Origin of the sequence: Halalkalibacter kiskunsagensis (assembly GCF_037027555.1) — a bacterium.
In the GTDB taxonomy this organism is placed as follows: domain Bacteria; phylum Bacillota; class Bacilli; order Bacillales; family Bacillaceae_D; genus Halalkalibacter; species Halalkalibacter kiskunsagensis.
The window spans coordinates 22,239-37,983 of the sequence record NZ_JAXBLX010000012.1 but is presented as its reverse complement, the minus strand read 5'-3'; the positions used below and the strand labels follow the sequence as shown (position 1 = coordinate 37,983).

16 protein-coding genes are annotated in these 15,745 nt (G+C 38.0%); 9 read left to right on the top strand and 7 right to left on the bottom strand.

Annotated elements, in window-relative coordinates; genetic code table 11:
* Positions 1–7 precede the first annotated feature (7 nt).
* From SLH51_RS08770 to SLH51_RS08750, 5 genes are all read left to right on the top strand, one after another.
* Positions 8–1,477 (top strand): AMP-binding protein, encoded by a 1,470-nt coding sequence (locus SLH51_RS08770; RefSeq protein WP_335960742.1) that lies wholly within the window; start codon positions 8–10, stop codon positions 1,475–1,477.
* Between the two features lie 7 nt (positions 1,478–1,484).
* Positions 1,485–2,630 carry a thiolase family protein gene (locus SLH51_RS08765; RefSeq protein WP_335960741.1) on the top strand — a complete coding sequence of 382 codons (1,146 nt, stop codon included), beginning with the start codon at positions 1,485–1,487 and terminating at the stop codon, positions 2,628–2,630.
* Between the two features lie 11 nt (positions 2,631–2,641).
* Positions 2,642–3,070: an FAS1-like dehydratase domain-containing protein gene (locus tag SLH51_RS08760; RefSeq protein ID WP_335960740.1), complete on the top strand. Its 429-nt coding sequence runs from the start codon at positions 2,642–2,644 to the stop codon at positions 3,068–3,070.
* Between the two features lie 6 nt (positions 3,071–3,076).
* Positions 3,077–3,472, top strand: a complete 396-nt coding sequence (locus tag SLH51_RS08755; RefSeq protein WP_335960738.1) for a MaoC family dehydratase — start codon at positions 3,077–3,079, stop codon at positions 3,470–3,472.
* Between the two features lie 572 nt (positions 3,473–4,044).
* Complete coding sequence (locus SLH51_RS08750; protein ID WP_335960736.1) at positions 4,045–4,539, top strand: CBO0543 family protein; 495 nt, start codon at positions 4,045–4,047, stop codon at positions 4,537–4,539.
* Positions 4,540–4,562: 23 nt separating this feature from the next.
* Here the strand turns inward: SLH51_RS08750 and SLH51_RS08745 are convergent, their stop codons facing one another.
* The 3 genes from SLH51_RS08745 to SLH51_RS08735 all read right to left on the bottom strand — a co-directional run bounded on the left by SLH51_RS08745 (position 4,563) and on the right by SLH51_RS08735 (position 8,553).
* A complete protein-coding gene (locus SLH51_RS08745; protein ID WP_335960734.1) occupies positions 4,563–5,423 on the bottom strand; it encodes an HAD family hydrolase in 861 nt (286 codons plus the stop codon).
* Positions 5,424–5,832: 409 nt separating this feature from the next.
* Entirely contained in the window at positions 5,833–7,089 is a 1,257-nt protein-coding gene (locus tag SLH51_RS08740) for a nickel pincer cofactor-dependent isomerase, group 22 (protein ID WP_335960732.1), read from the bottom strand.
* A gap of 504 nt (positions 7,090–7,593) precedes the next feature.
* The gene (locus SLH51_RS08735; RefSeq protein ID WP_335960730.1) at positions 7,594–8,553 is read right to left on the bottom strand and encodes an aldolase catalytic domain-containing protein; all 960 of its coding nucleotides are present in this window, start codon (positions 8,551–8,553) and stop codon (positions 7,594–7,596) included.
* 458 nt (positions 8,554–9,011) lie between these two features.
* Here SLH51_RS08735 and SLH51_RS08730 point away from each other — a divergent pair, with 458 nt between their 5' ends.
* The 3 genes from SLH51_RS08730 to SLH51_RS08720 are packed head-to-tail and all read left to right on the top strand — an operon-like array spanning position 9,012 to position 11,585.
* The gene (locus SLH51_RS08730) at positions 9,012–10,010 is read left to right on the top strand and encodes an ABC transporter ATP-binding protein (RefSeq protein ID WP_390183847.1); all 999 of its coding nucleotides are present in this window, start codon (positions 9,012–9,014) and stop codon (positions 10,008–10,010) included.
* Complete coding sequence (locus SLH51_RS08725) at positions 10,007–10,798, top strand: ABC transporter permease (RefSeq protein ID WP_335960727.1); 792 nt, start codon at positions 10,007–10,009, stop codon at positions 10,796–10,798. Before SLH51_RS08730 ends, SLH51_RS08725 begins: the two co-directional genes overlap by 4 nt.
* Position 10,799: 1 nt before the next feature.
* Positions 10,800–11,585 carry an ABC transporter permease gene (locus SLH51_RS08720; RefSeq protein WP_335960726.1) on the top strand — a complete coding sequence of 262 codons (786 nt, stop codon included), beginning with the start codon at positions 10,800–10,802 and terminating at the stop codon, positions 11,583–11,585.
* Positions 11,586–11,662: 77 nt separating this feature from the next.
* On the opposite strand, the gene SLH51_RS08715 is transcribed toward SLH51_RS08720, so the two are convergent.
* A complete protein-coding gene (locus SLH51_RS08715; RefSeq protein ID WP_335960724.1) occupies positions 11,663–11,821 on the bottom strand; it encodes a hypothetical protein in 159 nt (52 codons plus the stop codon).
* A 163-nt stretch (positions 11,822–11,984) separates the two neighbouring features.
* On the opposite strand from SLH51_RS08715, the gene SLH51_RS08710 reads away from it, so the two are divergent.
* A complete protein-coding gene (locus tag SLH51_RS08710; RefSeq protein WP_335960723.1) occupies positions 11,985–12,134 on the top strand; it encodes a hypothetical protein in 150 nt (49 codons plus the stop codon).
* 204 nt (positions 12,135–12,338) lie between these two features.
* Here SLH51_RS08710 and sdaAA read toward each other — a convergent pair whose 3' ends face one another.
* From sdaAA to SLH51_RS08695, 3 genes are all read right to left on the bottom strand, one after another.
* Positions 12,339–13,244 carry an L-serine ammonia-lyase, iron-sulfur-dependent, subunit alpha gene (gene sdaAA, locus SLH51_RS08705; protein ID WP_335960722.1) on the bottom strand — a complete coding sequence of 302 codons (906 nt, stop codon included), beginning with the start codon at positions 13,242–13,244 and terminating at the stop codon, positions 12,339–12,341.
* 96 nt (positions 13,245–13,340) lie between these two features.
* Positions 13,341–14,000, bottom strand: coding sequence for an L-serine ammonia-lyase, iron-sulfur-dependent subunit beta (sdaAB, locus tag SLH51_RS08700; protein ID WP_335960721.1), 660 nt, complete (start codon positions 13,998–14,000; stop codon positions 13,341–13,343).
* Between the two features lie 63 nt (positions 14,001–14,063).
* Entirely contained in the window at positions 14,064–15,104 is a 1,041-nt protein-coding gene (locus tag SLH51_RS08695; protein WP_335960719.1) for a PTS sugar transporter subunit IIC, read from the bottom strand.
* Positions 15,105–15,745 lie beyond the last annotated feature (641 nt).

The following is a 15,745-nucleotide window of genomic DNA, read 5'->3' as shown; positions in this document are numbered from 1 at the left end:
TAAGAACATGATCATAGGCGAAACGATCAAGCAACTAACAACTAAACACCCAGACAAAATTGCCATTTCCTGTGACAGAAAACAAGTAACTTACAAAGAATTACATACATCTATCCATTTCATGAAACAACAAATTGTCACGGTTCTTCGTTCCCCAATGAAAAAAAAGGTTGCCTTTTTACTAGAAAACGATCACCAATTTTTATCTCTCTTTTTAGCTATCAGCCAACTAGGTGCTATTGCCATTCCTCTAGATCCCAAATGGAGTAAAGACGACCTCCGCTATATCCTTACCGATTGCTCACCTGATCTATTCATTGGTGAGCCAATCATTCCTAACATAGTAAGCCTGTCTCTTCAAGAATTTACAGAGCAAAAAGCGAAAAGTTTGCCTGTCCAAGATTTTTCAGCCGATCATCTTTTTTATATTGGCTATACGTCAGGTACAACAGGAAAACCAAAAGGGTATTTACGCACCCATTCTTCATGGATTCATAGCTTCTCAGTAAGTGATCAGGTTTTTAACATAGAAAACGAAGATATCGTCTTCGCACCTGGTCCTCTTGTGCATTCACACTTTTTATATGCAGCTCTTCACGCTCTTCATATTGGTGCTACCGTCTACATCACGAAGAAATTTCATGCAAATGCTGTACATCAAACGTTAACAACCTATCCAATAACGATTTTATACCTTGTTCCTACGATGTTTTCAGCACTTAATGACGTCTATTCGAAAACAGGATCACACATTAGTCATCTAATAAAGGTCATCTCTGCCGGTGCTAAATGGCAAACTAGTTTAAAACAGAAAGCCAAAGTACTCACTCCTCATGCAGAAGTATTTGAATTTTATGGAGCATCCGAATTAAGTTTAGTCAGCGTTTTAGATGAAAAAGGATACCTCAAAAACCCTGAATCGGTCGGGCGGGCAGTCCCGGGAGTAGAAGTGTCGATTCGAAGACTAGATGGTATGAGAGCGAATATCGGAGAAATAGGAAAACTATTTGTTAAAAGCAAACTCGTATTCAGCGGCTACCACAATGATCAGAAAGCAACAAACGAAATGTTTCACGGAAGCTTTGCAACAGTCGGCGATCTAGCTTTTCTTGATGATCAAGGCTACATCACTCTTGTCGGCCGGGAGAAAAATATGATTATTAGTGGCGGATTAAATATCTATCCAGAGGAAGTTGAAAAGGTATTATCCACCCTATCTCAAATTGATGAAGTAACCGTCATTGGGCTAGAGGATACATACTGGGGTGAAAAACTTGTTGCCGTTATTAAATGGCAAGAAGGAAACCGTCTGACTAACCAGCAACTAATACAATTTTGCAAGCAAAAACTAGCTTCGTACAAATGTCCACAACAATTCATTGAGCTTGAAAGCTTTCCCTACACAACAAGCCATAAAATAGCTAGAAAAGAAGTCATAAAGCTAGTAGAAAGAAAAATTGAGCAAGCAAGGATGTGAATAAACTATGAAAGAAGCCGTTATCATAACAGCCAAACGAACGGCAGTAGGTAAGTCTGGTGGAATGTTTAAAAGCGTCCCCCCTGAATACTTAGCTGCTCCTATTATTCAACAGATTGTGGAAGAATATCAGCTAGATCCAGAATCGATTGATGAAGTTATCCTCGGAAATGCCGTCGGGCCTGGAGGAAATATCGCACGGCTTTGTGCTCTCTCAGCGGGTTTACCTCTAGCTGTTCCGGGAGTTACGGTTGACCGTCAGTGTGCCTCAGGTCTAGAGGCTATAAACGTAGCATCCAGGCTTGTTCAGGCTGGAGCTGGTGACATTTATTTAGCCGGAGGGGTTGAAAGCACAAGCTTGGCCCCGTGGAAGTTTGCGAAACCTTCTTCAATTCATGACTCACAAGGACCGCAATTATTTATGAGGGCTCGTTTTTCCCCAAACGAGATCGGTGACCCTGATATGGGGGTAGCAGCTGAAAATGTAGCTGAAGCTTACAATATCTCGCGAGAAGCTCAAGATGAGTTTGCTTATCAAAGTCAATTAAAAGCTATTACCGCCATCGAATCTGGTTCTTTTAACGAAGAAATTGTCCCAGTCAAAGGACAAACAACCGATCAATGTCCACGCAAAAACTTAACGATCGAAAGACTGAGCGCCCTTCCTCCTGTTTTTAAGGAAGATGGAACGGTGACAGCCGGTAATGCTTGTCCACTTAATGACGGGGCATCTATTGTTTTAATTATGTCATTGGATAAATGTAAGGAATTAGGCTTACAACCTATTTTGCGTTTTGTTGATGCAGTAAGTTCTGGAGTTGATCCTAATTTTCTCGGTATTGGGCCTGTACCTGCTGTTAGGAAGTTATTAAAACGCCAACAACTATCCGTTCAAGACCTTGATATTGTTGAATTTAATGAAGCGTTCGCCGCGCAAGTCATAGCGAGTTTAAATGAGCTACAAATTCCACTTGAGAAAGTAAATCGGAATGGTGGAGCTTTAGCCATCGGCCATCCATACGGAGCATCAGGAGCTATTTTAATAACGAGGCTATACACGGAAATGAAACGTCATCATCTCAAACGCGGCCTCGCTACACTAGGAATTGGTGGCGGATTAGGCTTAGCCACGCTAGTAGAATTAATAGAATAGAGGAAATGGACATGATTGATGAAAAATGGACAGGAGCCACATCAGAAGTTGTAAAAATTACAGTCACAAGAGAAATGATTGCCTCCTACGCAAAAGCGATCCATCACGATAATTCCATATATGTCGACATCGATTCGGCCAAGAGAGCTGGGTACCAAGACATCCCTGCTCCACCAACTATGCCGATCATCTTTTGGTCGTTTATTAAAGTTCCTTGGTTAGAAGATGTTGGACCTGTCATACACGGAAAACAATGCTTTTCATACGAGCATCCCGTAGTAGCCAATCGCACGTATGATTGTGTCATTCATCTAAAAGACGTAAGGAAAAGACAAAATAATTGCGAGATCATGCAACGATCTAATCATGAATTACTTATTTCATTTAACGATTGTATTCATGCATCAATACGTACTACATTACTAATATTTAAAAAGTAAGGTGAAATGATGGATCTATCTAGATTACCAACTATTTATATTCCTGAAATTAAAGACGAGCATATTGCAACTTATGGTGACGTTTCAAATGATTTCAACCCTCTCCATTTTGATCAAAAAGCAGCTAAACAAGCGGGATTTTCTGACCGAATAGCTCATGGGATGATGACAATGGGCATTAGTACAAAGCTGATTTCCCCATGGCTATCAAGTAATTGTTTCATTAAAGAATATGAAAGTTCATTCCATCACCCCCTTTTCATTGGGGATTCCCTTCAAATTAATGGGGAAATTGTTGAACTTTCATGTTCATTTGCTCGTATTTCATTTAAAGGAATCAATCAACGCAGACAGATCGTTATTTCGGGTAAGATTTTAGTGTTGAGGACGTTTAAAAGATAGCCCTTCATTCATCTGTTAAAGACGCATTTAAAATATATGTTTTATGTCATATTTCCTAACAAAGTTACTTACAGCCTTGAAAATGATTGGTATCATAAAGTTACCCGAAAAACTATGGAATGAAAGACTTTTCATGATAAATAATCCTCTTTAGGAATGTTTACATGATTGGCTCATTCAATATCCATCTTTTAATCAAAAAAGCTAAAGGTGCTCTATTGCTGCCTTTAGCTTTTTTGATCTACTTTTTGGTTTGATGTTACTTTAAGTATAAGAAAAAAGTCGCCTAAGCGGCCCTACCTTGTTAGCTTTGATTATTTTATAAGTACCATTACTCACTTTTCTAATCTTCAATTACGAACACTCTCGACATCTACTACTAAATTTTTAAGAACTTTAATAAAAAAAAACATCTTCAAACATACTAATAAAAATACTCATTTACGACGAGAGATATTGTGAAAAACAAAAGGATAACCGGTCTTTTGTAATACATGTTAACAGTTAAAGAAAAACTGCTATAAAAAAACGCAAATTCAATAGCCTTTATTCAAGTTGAAGGGGGTAAATCTATGCTTGAACGTTCTATTATTAAATTGGGTATAGTTTTCGGTATTTTTTCAATAATAACATTATTCGAAAAACCATCAGTGAAGATTTGGTTTCCACTTTATGTAATTAACTGTCTAGTAAATTACATATTTGACAAAGTTTTAGTCGAAACAAAGCAAGTTAAATATCCAATAAGGTTGTTACCTAAGATTTTTAAGATTAACGTTGTATATGATTACTTAGTTTGTCCCTATTTATCCATTTGGTATTGTCAATCAACATACCACTCCAAGCTATCTGGAATCGTAGGTAAATTAATGCTTTTTGCTACACCTCAAGCCATTTATGAAATTATACTTGAAAAGAAAACCAACTCACTTGAGTTTACAGGAAATTGGAGATGGCTATACTCATTTTTCCTTGTTTTTGTTGTAAAGGTAATTTCGAGAGGGGTACTTGAATTATTTAAATTAAAAACTACTAAAAAAGATCAACCAGTAAAAAAATCTGGTTAACCTTATCATACGAACGAGATCCATTATATACACAAAATAAATTTAGATTTAAGGTAATGATATACTCCGTCTTCATCACAAGTGAATTCCGTTACATCATCAACAATTTCTTTAATGTGGTCTGGTGCATTTTTCATAGCAACGGCATAATTAACTAACCGCAACATAGGCAAATCATTGTCACTATCACCAATTGCCATAATTTCATCCTCCAACAAATCAAATCGCTTTAACATCTCTTTGATTCCTGTTGCTTTGTTCACATGCGCAACCATCACTTCAACATTGTGAAGAGAGGATATAGAAGTCGTAAAGTCAATTTCTAGCTTTAATTGATCAAGCTCATGTTTCCATTCATTTATGTGATCTTTCGTTCTTGCAAAGAAATAAAACTTTGAAAACTTATTTCCTTCTATCTGATCCTTCCATGCAATTTCTTCTTTGATCGCTTGTTTACGTGAACGCCACTCATTTATTCCAACACTGTCTGGCTTCGGATCTCTAATTTCCTCTTCCACATATTGTTTATCTTGTTTTAATGTAATTCGAGATGTTCCATATGGGAAAAGCTCATAATACACCTTGTTTTTTCTTGCCTTTTCAATAATGGTTTCCACCAACTCACACGTTAGTGAATGTTCAAATACTACTTCTTTCCCTACATAGCCTGCCATTCCGTTCGAAGTGACTAACCCATCCACTTGAAATCCTTCCGGTACGACTCCCTCTATTTCATCAACAGCTCTACCTGTAGCGATAAAAACAAAGATTCCTTTGCTGCGTAACTCATCTATGATTTCTTTTATATGAATACTCACCTTATTTTGATGATTTAATATTGTACCATCCATATCTAAGAAAATAGCCTTAGGTTTGAATTTCACTACAATTCCCCCAATCTACTAAAAAAATTTCACTTGGTAAGTATACACTTTTTTGCGTCCTTTTAGGTGTTACAAAATAATATAAAAAAGAATGATTCAGTACGCTCATCGCTCATGGAGATGTATTTCTCTATTTATATATGACCCATAAAGAGTTATACTACTCGTTTTCTAAATGGAGCTAAATACGAGGAGCTATATTGCAAATGATTTCGAACAAACACTTAAAGGAAGAATCAAAAGACCCTTCCCCTTTTATAGACATTATCTAAATAATTCCTACAACTTTTTCCTTTACAAAAAAAAACTTCAACCGAAACGCTTTAACGCTCTTAGGACTGAAGTTCAATTTATAATCTATTCAACGGTTTGACTTCATTTTTTTTCAAAATAAAATCATATCTATCACCTAAAAATGATTAAAATATCCAGTTTCGTCGAACTTCATAGGTGCTAATTCACCGACAATCTCCAAATTGTCACTTTTCTCAATTTCTGGTACTAATGACTCTGATACGTATAGTTCTTCTAGATGCAAAGTATTTGGAATCCGCATAAAGCGAATCATTTCTGGGCTTTTTCCCCAACTCGCTCGTAAAGCTGTTTCAATCGCAGCTTGGTCACTTTCTAGAACAATCGGGATACTTGCTCTTTGCAAAAATGTACTTGTAATCACATTTTCATTCATCTTTTTATAATCTACTTTTTTAAATAATTTCTCTGTTGTTACATCCGCTAAGCCAATCCCAAGAGCATTTCCATGAGATTCTTCACTTAAGTCACCAGCAATAATGTAGTCAATTTCTGGTTTAGTAAACTCTTTCGTACCTAAAATCCTGATCCGGCCAATTACATTTGTATCCATTCCTGTTCCGCTATAATTCTTCCCAATCTTATCTACAAACAGAATATCAACTTTGTCGATAGGAAGCTTTGGAAGAAGGGTTTTTGAATAGCTTAATAATTTTGATTCACGCTCCTGAATTGATTCAACCGGAATTGCCTCGATTTCTGCTGTATCTTCAAACGCATTTTCAATGATTCCAATACCCATAAGGACTTTTCCCGTTTGAAAAACAACCTCAGCTACTTTCGGCATATGATCACGAATGCCATGAACACCATAAGTGTGAATGGCTTGTGCTTGTTTATGATTCCCAAGACCAATAGAGGATATCTTCATTAAACCGCTTTCGATTTTTGAGGAAAAATCAGTATGGGCTTTAATCCGGTTTACAAGAATAACACCATCAGACTCATACCCAATTTTATCAATATAAACTGGCATTCCTGCTTCTGTTTTTCCTACTTCAACCACTTCCATTGACGAACGAATTTCAGCTCCGCAATATTCTTCCGTTATTCCAAAGCTTTCTAATACTTCAATTTGACCTTCAGCTGTCGCACCGCCATGACTCCCCATCGCTGGAATAATAAATGGGTTGGCACCTCGTTTTTTGATTTCGTTAGCTGTCGCTTGAATAATTTTAGCTATATTAGCAATTCCACGACTGCCTGCTGTAATGGCAATATTCATGCCTTCACGAACTTTTGCTTCAATTTCAGTCTTCATAAACTCCTCAGCAATCTTCTGATCGATATTTGAGATAGTTGGACCTTGAAAATGTTGTTTCACTTTTACAACTCTTGGTAAAGTTAATTGCATCTTGTCAGCTCCGTTTCGATAGTTAGTGGCTGTTCCCCGGCCCACTATTTTAGTCCGAGGCCACTGAAAAAGTCCGTTTTTGAGGGCATTGAAAAAGGTAGTTATTCCTTTTTCAGCGCCCTCGAAGCAATGAGCATCCGTTGCCATTGGTGTGAGAAGTGTCTCACACCTTAAAGCCCGCTATGAGTGGGTTTCGCAATCCGTAGGCGCGCAACGTGCGCGGAGCCATTGCCGCTTCTCGATGGACTTTTTCAGTAGTTTCTCGTTTTCATCTTTATCAGTGGCTTCTAAGCAATCAGCTTAGCCGTTTCCTTGTTTTAAAAGCCTGCTATGAGTGACTTCCTTTAGTCCACTGGATGTCAGACACCTGCATTTCATATTATTCGTTAGTACATTAGCAAATCCTTTCTCCCTATCAATTATTCCATAACTTGTCGCACTTAATTAGAGAAACTCTCCCGGGGCACAAAAAAAGCACCTCGATTCATCGAGGTACCTAATAAACTAATTTTGATCTGGAGCCAACGAGGCTTCAGGTGATGTGACCTTGTCATAGAACTCTTCAAATTTGTCACGGTCTTCGCTTGCGCGATAAGCCATTGCTACACGAGGATGTTCGTTAATTGTCCCAGAGATCATGTAAGGAATGATATAGCCCCATTCCCATTTTTGACGCATCTCTAGCATGTGCTTTTCAATGACACCTAGAACCGGCTTCAGCTCATAGCTAGGTTTTTGGATGTGGCTAACGAGTAGCTCTGTATTACAGTTACCAGCCGCACGCCCCATTCCATAAACTGACGAATCAAGGAACGTAACCCCATTTCGCATCGCTGTTAGTGTGTTCGCAAATGCTAACTGCATATTGTTATGAGTGTGAATTCCAAGCTGAATGTTTGGGATCATCTCTTTGAACTTTTTCACTTGATGTTCGATATCTGCAGGATCTAAGCTCCCAAATGAGTCAACGATATAGACAACGTCTACTGGACTTTCTTTCACCATGTTAAACGCTTCAATCAGTTGATTTTCAGGTACACTTGATAGAGCCATAATGTTCAGGGATGTTTCATAACCCAAGTCATGGAACATTTTTACAAGCTCTAACCCTTTATCTACTTCGCGAATATAGCATGCGACACGAATCATATCTAATGCACTTTGTTCACGTGGCAGAATGTCATCGGGATCTACTCGTCCAATATCGACTAAAGCAGAAAGCTTCGTGAACTTTTTCTCAGGGATAATTTCTTTCAAGAAGTTATCATCAAGAAATCTCCATGGATTAGGTTCAGTGGCATTAAGCAGCTTAGGAGAATTTTTATAGCCAATCTCCATATATTCCACACCAGCACTACTTAGGCCATTGTATAGGTCTTGAACAAATTCAACACTAAAATCCCAATTGTTAATCAAACCTCCATCACGAATCGTACAGTCTATAATTTTGCTACTATGTTCCATGTTAATTCCTTCCCCCTATAATTCTGTTTTTTTTAGTATGCTCTTATGTCAGTTTAAAAACGTATTAATTGTTAAAAAATCACTTTAATGCTTTTATGCTTTTATGTACTAAAATACCTTATACCGTTTTTATCATGATTGGATGATAGCTGTCAATCTTTTTTCTGAAAAACGGGATGAATTAACTAGACTTAATTTTGGCTTTCTACAACTGTAAAGGAATCTCCCAAGAAAATCTAGAGTATTCTCAAAAATAAAACCACAAGATAAGTTACTCTTTTAATTATACACGTGTTTCATCGTTAGATTAAGAAGTGCTTCAATGCAATTCATTTCCTCGTTTTTACATCGCGAAATTACACAAGCTCCACCGCTTATGTAATAATAAGGACGAGGTAAATATAATTTGTTTTTAATAAAGAGGAAACTTTTGATTTTTTAGTCTAGGGGGAATGAAAATGAACGTTATTGACGTTCAAGATTTACGTAAGGAATTTAAATCATATTCAAGTCGCTCCGGTTTATCAGGAGCGTTTCGTGACTTATTTACGAGAAACTATAAAGTGCTTGCTGCTGTCGATGATATCTCTTTAACAGTCAAGCAAGGGGAAATGGTCGGATACATTGGAGAAAATGGGGCTGGGAAATCGACGACGATCAAAATGCTAACAGGAATCTTAACGCCGACATCAGGATCGATTGTCGTAAATGGGATGAACCCACATAAAGAACGAGAACAATTTGTTCGTTCCATCGGAGTTGTCTTCGGACAACGATCTCAATTATGGTGGGATATTGCGGTTCAAGAGTCCTTTAGATTATTAAAAAAGGTGTATCGTGTTTCAGATGAAGATTATAACAATCATATGGGACAAGTAATTGACACGTTAGAAATTGGACCTTTACTAGATAAGCCGGTCAGAAAACTTTCATTAGGACAACGGATGCGCTGTGAGTTAGCAGCAGCCCTCATTCATAATCCTCCCCTCCTCTTTTTGGATGAGCCAACGATTGGCTTAGATGTATTAGTGAAATTAAAAATTCGAAAGTTCTTAAAAGAAATTAATGAGCAATATAAAACGTCCATTCTATTGACCACACATGATTTAACCGACATTGAGGCCCTTTGCGAGCGGGTTGTTTTATTAGATGAAGGAAAAATTGTGTATGATGGCAGACTTGATCAACTTCAGGCAAATGCGGTTGAAGGGAAACAAGTTGAATTTGAATTCTTAATAGAGGTTCAAGATCGCGATTTACCTTCTATACCAAAGGTTCATTGGGAGCAAAAAGATGCAACGACATGGCTTGCGAATGTCAATGGCGATGAGCAGTTAGTATCCGAATTAATTAGCATTGTCGTTCAAAAGAACCCAATCAAAAATGTTCGGATTAATGAAATTTCAACAGAAGAGATTATTCGAAAGATTTATGAAGAAGGAATGGCGATCTCATGAGTCAATATATTGAAATGATCAGGGTTCGTTTTTTAATGATGCTTGCCTACCGGACAAATTATTATAGTGGGATTTTGATTTATAGCATTAACATTGGTGCTTATTATTTTTTATGGACAGCGATTTATGGTGGGAAAGAAGAGATTCAAGGGTTGACAGTTCTGCAAATGACCACGTATGTGGCAGTTGCTTGGATGGCTAGAGCGTTTTACTTTAATAATATTGACCGTGAAATCGCAAATGAAATCAAAGATGGCAAAGTGGCGATTGAAATGATCCGCCCGTATAACTATTTAGGGATGAAAACGATGCAAGGTCTTGGTGAAGGGGTATTTCGGTTATTGTTTTTTTCCGTTCCTGGCATGGTCATTGTGGGGCTACTGTTTCCTATTAACTTTTCTGCTAGTTTTACGACATGGGTGTTATTCTTTGTCTCTCTCGTATTTAGTTTTATTGTGAATACGCAAATCAACTTATTGACGGGCATTATGACGTTCTTCTTATTTAATAATTCTGGATTGATTCGAGCGAAACGTGTTGTGATTGATCTATTCTCAGGTCTTTTACTTCCGATCTCCTTTTATCCGCTTTGGGCGCAATCATTGATGACATATTTGCCGTTTCAGGCGATCAGCTATATTCCTAGTATGATTTTCACTGAGGGATTTGTAGGAAGTGAAATTTATACTGCCGTCATGTTACAAGCGTTCTGGGCAGCTATTTTACTAATTCCGATCCAGCTTTTATGGTCTTTAGCAAAAAAACAGTTGATTGTACAAGGAGGCTAACATGTTTTACGTTTCTATTTTCTTTCAATATGCCTCTCAATATTTAAAAACTAGATTAACGTATCGTGTTGATACGATTGTTGAAATTCTTTCTGACTTATTGTTTCAAGCAGTAAATTTAATTTTCATTTTAGTTGTATTTGGCCACACGACCTTGTTAAGTGGGTGGAGCCGTGAAGAAATCATTTTTATTTATGGTTTTTTCCTCGTTCCTTATGCTTTGTTTACATCATTCTTTAACATTTGGGATTTTAATGAGCGCTACATTGTTAAAGGAGAGATGGATCGTGTCTTGACGCGTCCAATTCATAGTTTATTTCAAATTATTATGGAACGAATGGAGTTAGAATCATTATTTGGCGTCATTACGGGTTTAGCGATTATGTATTATGCCGGAATGAACTTAGGGTTAACCTTCGCTTGGTATGATAGCTTGATTTTTATTGCCATGGTAATTGGCGGGACTTTTATTTATGCAGGAATTTTCATTTCGATTGCGAGTATTGGCTTTTGGTCAGATAGTCGAACAGATATTATGCCGATGATGTATAACATCGGGAACTACGGACGGTATCCAGTCGATATTTACCATAGTGTAATTCGTTTTGTTTTAACGTGGATTTTGCCGTTTGCCTTTGTTGGTGTGTATCCCGCTGCTTATTTCTTACAACGAGAAGAATGGTATGTATATGCATTCTTAACACCTGTGATGGGCGTCGCCTTTTTATTCATTGCTGTTCTATTATGGAATACTGGTGTGAAGAAATATCGTGGGGCTGGGAACTAACTATTTGTATACGTTTATGTGAAAACATTGCCTGTCCCCAAGCGCTTTAAAGCGATCGGGGGCAGGTATCATAAATTTTACTGTTGCTCGTCATCTATTCGATTTCTAAAAGCCTCTTTTGTAACCAAATATCCCTCTTCTGATACATTGTTTTTCGGTTTCTTCATTTCGCTTCCTTTTGGAAATGCACCAGGGTGACTTTTTCTTTTATGGTTAAAGCTTTTTCCAGTTGCCAATCGATTACCCCCTTTAAGTTGTTCCTCACTAGTTTTTTCATAATTGTATTACTTATGCATATTGTCGTACTGAGTTGCTTCAATCCAAAAACTCCCTATTATTTTTTCATTGAAGAAACACACTCTATTGATAGCAACTTAAATTTTGTATGAGGTGAAATGAATGACAGATCGTACCCCAGGTGATATTAATCAAATCGAACGAAAAGCAAAAGCCGAAGATCGTCAATTTAAAAAAGCAGAAAAAGTTGTAAATGATGCAATTAGAGACTTAGATCAACATCAACAAGACATATCTCGAAACCAAAACTAAACGAAAGGAACATCCAAGGTTAGCTTTTGGACACCTACTTTTGTTTTACCAAGAAAGATTTCTTAGCTATTTGACGTGAGGTTTCCTCACATATAAAAACCCTTAGCCAAAGCTTGAGGAGATTTGTTGTTTTACAAGTCTAGCTTTTAGTGCACCCCATTAGAAAAAGCACCTTTAATCGGTGCTTGCTCTAAGGCTCCATAATTAATTTGACACAAGATAGTCCTTTAACTTATCTTTTGGTTGACCAAAAATTTCTGCCTCTAGTCTCCGTCCTGTCGGTGTATCTGCAAGACCACCCTCGGCTGTTTCCCTTAATGCAGAAGGCATTGTCTGGCCAATGGCATACATGGCGCCAATCACTTCATCACATGGAATCCTGCTTGTGATGCCTGCAAGAGCCATGTCGGACGCCGTTAACGCATTGGAAGCACCCATCGCATTTCGTTTGACGCATGGGACTTCTACAAGACCAGCTACAGGGTCACACACTAGTCCAAGCATATTTTTCAAGGTGATTGCCATTGCTTCAGCAGATTGCTTTGGCGTACCACCGGCCATTTCAACAATGGCTGCAGCTGCCATTCCAGAAGCCGATCCGACTTCCGCCTGGCATCCGCCGGCTGCTCCAGAGATGGAGGCGTTATTGGCAACAACAAATCCAAATGCTGCTGCTGTAAATAAGAATTCAATCATTTCCTGCCGAGTTGGATTCAGCTGATTTTTCACAGCAAATAATGTTCCTGGAACGACTCCTGCCGAACCAGCAGTTGGGGTTGCGCAAATGATTCCCATCGCAGCATTCACTTCATTCGTTGCCACTGCCTTGCTTACTGCATCTAACAATATTGGTCCCGTAAGTGTCTTCCCACGTTTAATATAATTTTGTAGCAAGACCGCGTCTCCACCAGTTAGGCCTGTTTGCGACTTTACCCCATTTAATCCCCGTTCGACCGCGCGTTCCATTACCGTTAAATTCGTATCCATTTGCGCGATAATTTCTTCACGTGATCGTTTTGATACTTCTATTTCCTGCCGAATCATAATTTCGGCTATTTTCACGTTATGTTTTTCTGCTAGTGCAACAAGTTCCTCTACATTACGAAACATGATCGTCCTCCTGATGACTTGAAATTTTTGAATCGAGGTTTAGTCACTTCTCACGAAAAAGAAAAGCTGACCAAGGTATTTCCGTTTTTGTTGTTTTTACTCGACCATCCGAATGACTCTATTTACGTTATCAAGCCTCTTCAACTCATCGAAAACCACATCTTCTATTTTTTGGTCAACCTCGATCACCATAATCGCTGTTTTCCCTTTGTTTTTTCTAGCAACCTCCATATGACCGATATTAATCTCATACTTTGATAGAACCGATGTTACCGATGAGATAATCCCGAATCGATCCTGATGAATGACTAGAATCGCCGGATCACCAGATAGCTTTAACTTAAACGAATCGATTTCCGTTATTTCAATGGTTCCACCGCCGATAGAGATTCCAATTACCTCCATATCGTTTTGATCATCATACATATTTATTTTAACGGTATTTGGATACTCTGTTACCGCTACTTCTGTTTGAAAAATAACTTCCATCCCAGTCTTTTCAGCAATTTCCAACGAATTTGGTATTCGCTCATCAAATGTATCAAAATCCAACAGTCCGGCAACAAGCGCTAAGTCCGTTCCATGGCCTTTATACGTTTTAGCAAACGAACCATACAAAGTGATAACTACCTTCTTTGGCTGTTTTTCAAACAATGTACGAGCAACCCGGCCAATCCGTGCTGCACCAGCTGTATGAGAGCTTGAAGGTCCAATCATCACCGGACCAATAATATCAAAAGCCGATCGGTATTTCATTACAAACGCTCCTTTAAGCAACGCAAAATCATTCTCTTACTATAATGGTCTTAAATCGAAGTTTTACGCTGCTATCTCTTCTTTTTTATCTTTATCTTGTAGTTGATCAACTGTTTTAATTTTATAGTTTTTAAATACAATCGAACCTAAGAATCCGCTTATTAGCCCAACAGTAGCACATGATAAAGCAACAAGTGTCACCTTTAACGGATCATTAAATCCGTACATTACTGCTAGTCCAGCAATTGGAGTCGCTGTTCCCGTTGCATTATTGATCAATCCAGACAAGGCAATAATAACACCTGCACTTGCTCCACCGACAAAGTTCGTTACATAGACCGGTATCGGATTCGCAGAAATAATATGCGCCTGAGTTAACGGCTCAATCGCAACAGAAATTGTTGTTTTCCTGTCACCAAACTTCATCCGGTCAAATAGAACATAGTTCAAGAATGAAGATCCAAAGACAGCTAATGCTCCGATAGCCATTGGTATTCCCGTTAATCCAAGCATAGCTGTTAACGCCATTGAACTAAGAGGAGCCGTTGCAACCACAGTAATAACTCCACCTAAAATAATGCCCATCAACACGGGATTGCTATTTGCCGTCTCAGTAATAATTCCACCAATATTTAAAAGAGTTGCATTTACCACCGGAGTCATTAACTCACCTATGAGTCGAACAAGTGGTGCACATACAATAATAATGACGATGAGATCCAAACCACCTGGAACTTTCTTCTCAATTGCTTTTACTAGAAAAGCAACCAAATAAGCCGCAATAAACCCTGGTAATAATCCGAGACCAGCACAACTTACCGCTAGTAATATTGCATATACAGGGGAAACCCCAACTGCAAGAGCAACAAGAGCTGCAGCAGCAACTCCGCCCATGCTTCCAGCTGCTGTTCCAACTTCACCAAGAAATTCTATTCCTAATAAATCCCCACCTACAAACAGTTGAAATGCTTCTACAAGAAATGCGGCACAGGCAGCACCAGCTAGTGCCTTCATCGCCTTCATTCCTTTAGGTGCCTTATAACTGAATAACGAAAACAATCCTAAAACTAATAATAATAATAGCGTTCCTTTTACGATTTCCATGCTGTTCTCTCCCTTGGATACTAAATTAGTAAACTCGCCAACTTTAAAAGAACATTAGTCACATATACAGCGACTGCTTGAATGGCTAATATTCGATTCATGGGGACTACCTTTTCTATCTACCACCCTCAAGTAAACGATTACAAAAACGAAATGATAAATAATCAGAAAATTATATCAAAATAATTACAATATCCCCTTAGAGATAATAACACGAATTTCAGAAGAATAATATGTGTTTTTAAAGTTTACCAATATAATTTTTCAACCGATAGTGCTCACTAACTTTGCGCGACCGTGAATATCGTTTCATACATCAAAAAAACTCCTATTATAGAAGACTTGTTTTGATCGCTTACCTTAAAACAAGTAAATCTTCTATTTAGGAGTTTTCAATTGATGACAGTATTAAAGGCATATCAATTACTGAAAAACATAACAAAATTTATGTGAAGGATAAAGTCGGCTATTATGTTTAATCACAGGGAACAATTATACCAGAATATAGCAATCATCCAATTGTTTCTACTTATGGACAGGGGGTAAAGAGATTAATTCATGTGGCAAATAGTTGTCCGCCTCTTTGACAAATTTAAAGAATGATAATAGTAAACATAAGCAGATACTTGTTCTTTACGGAG

What these genes read in the sequence shown, in the direction of transcription:
- SLH51_RS08740 (WP_335960732.1), bottom strand. Translation starts at nt 7,089, where the DNA reads ATGCAATTAACTTTACCAAGAGTTGTAAAAGTGAAACAACATTTTCAA.
- SLH51_RS08725 (WP_335960727.1), top strand. Translation starts at nt 10,007, where the DNA reads ATGAGTCAATATATTGAAATGATCAGGGTTCGTTTTTTAATGATGCTT.
- SLH51_RS08730 (WP_390183847.1), top strand. Translation starts at nt 9,012, where the DNA reads ATGAACGTTATTGACGTTCAAGATTTACGTAAGGAATTTAAATCATAT.
- SLH51_RS08710 (WP_335960723.1), top strand. Translation starts at nt 11,985, where the DNA reads ATGACAGATCGTACCCCAGGTGATATTAATCAAATCGAACGAAAAGCA.
- SLH51_RS08695 (WP_335960719.1), bottom strand. Translation starts at nt 15,104, where the DNA reads ATGGAAATCGTAAAAGGAACGCTATTATTATTATTAGTTTTAGGATTG.
- sdaAB (WP_335960721.1), bottom strand. Translation starts at nt 14,000, where the DNA reads ATGAAATACCGATCGGCTTTTGATATTATTGGTCCGGTGATGATTGGA.
- SLH51_RS08755 (WP_335960738.1), top strand. Translation starts at nt 3,077, where the DNA reads ATGATGGATCTATCTAGATTACCAACTATTTATATTCCTGAAATTAAA.
- SLH51_RS08735 (WP_335960730.1), bottom strand. Translation starts at nt 8,553, where the DNA reads ATGGAACATAGTAGCAAAATTATAGACTGTACGATTCGTGATGGAGGT.
- SLH51_RS08750 (WP_335960736.1), top strand. Translation starts at nt 4,045, where the DNA reads ATGCTTGAACGTTCTATTATTAAATTGGGTATAGTTTTCGGTATTTTT.
- SLH51_RS08720 (WP_335960726.1), top strand. Translation starts at nt 10,800, where the DNA reads ATGTTTTACGTTTCTATTTTCTTTCAATATGCCTCTCAATATTTAAAA.
- SLH51_RS08765 (WP_335960741.1), top strand. Translation starts at nt 1,485, where the DNA reads ATGAAAGAAGCCGTTATCATAACAGCCAAACGAACGGCAGTAGGTAAG.
- sdaAA (WP_335960722.1), bottom strand. Translation starts at nt 13,244, where the DNA reads ATGTTTCGTAATGTAGAGGAACTTGTTGCACTAGCAGAAAAACATAAC.
- SLH51_RS08770 (WP_335960742.1), top strand. Translation starts at nt 8, where the DNA reads ATGATCATAGGCGAAACGATCAAGCAACTAACAACTAAACACCCAGAC.
- SLH51_RS08760 (WP_335960740.1), top strand. Translation starts at nt 2,642, where the DNA reads ATGATTGATGAAAAATGGACAGGAGCCACATCAGAAGTTGTAAAAATT.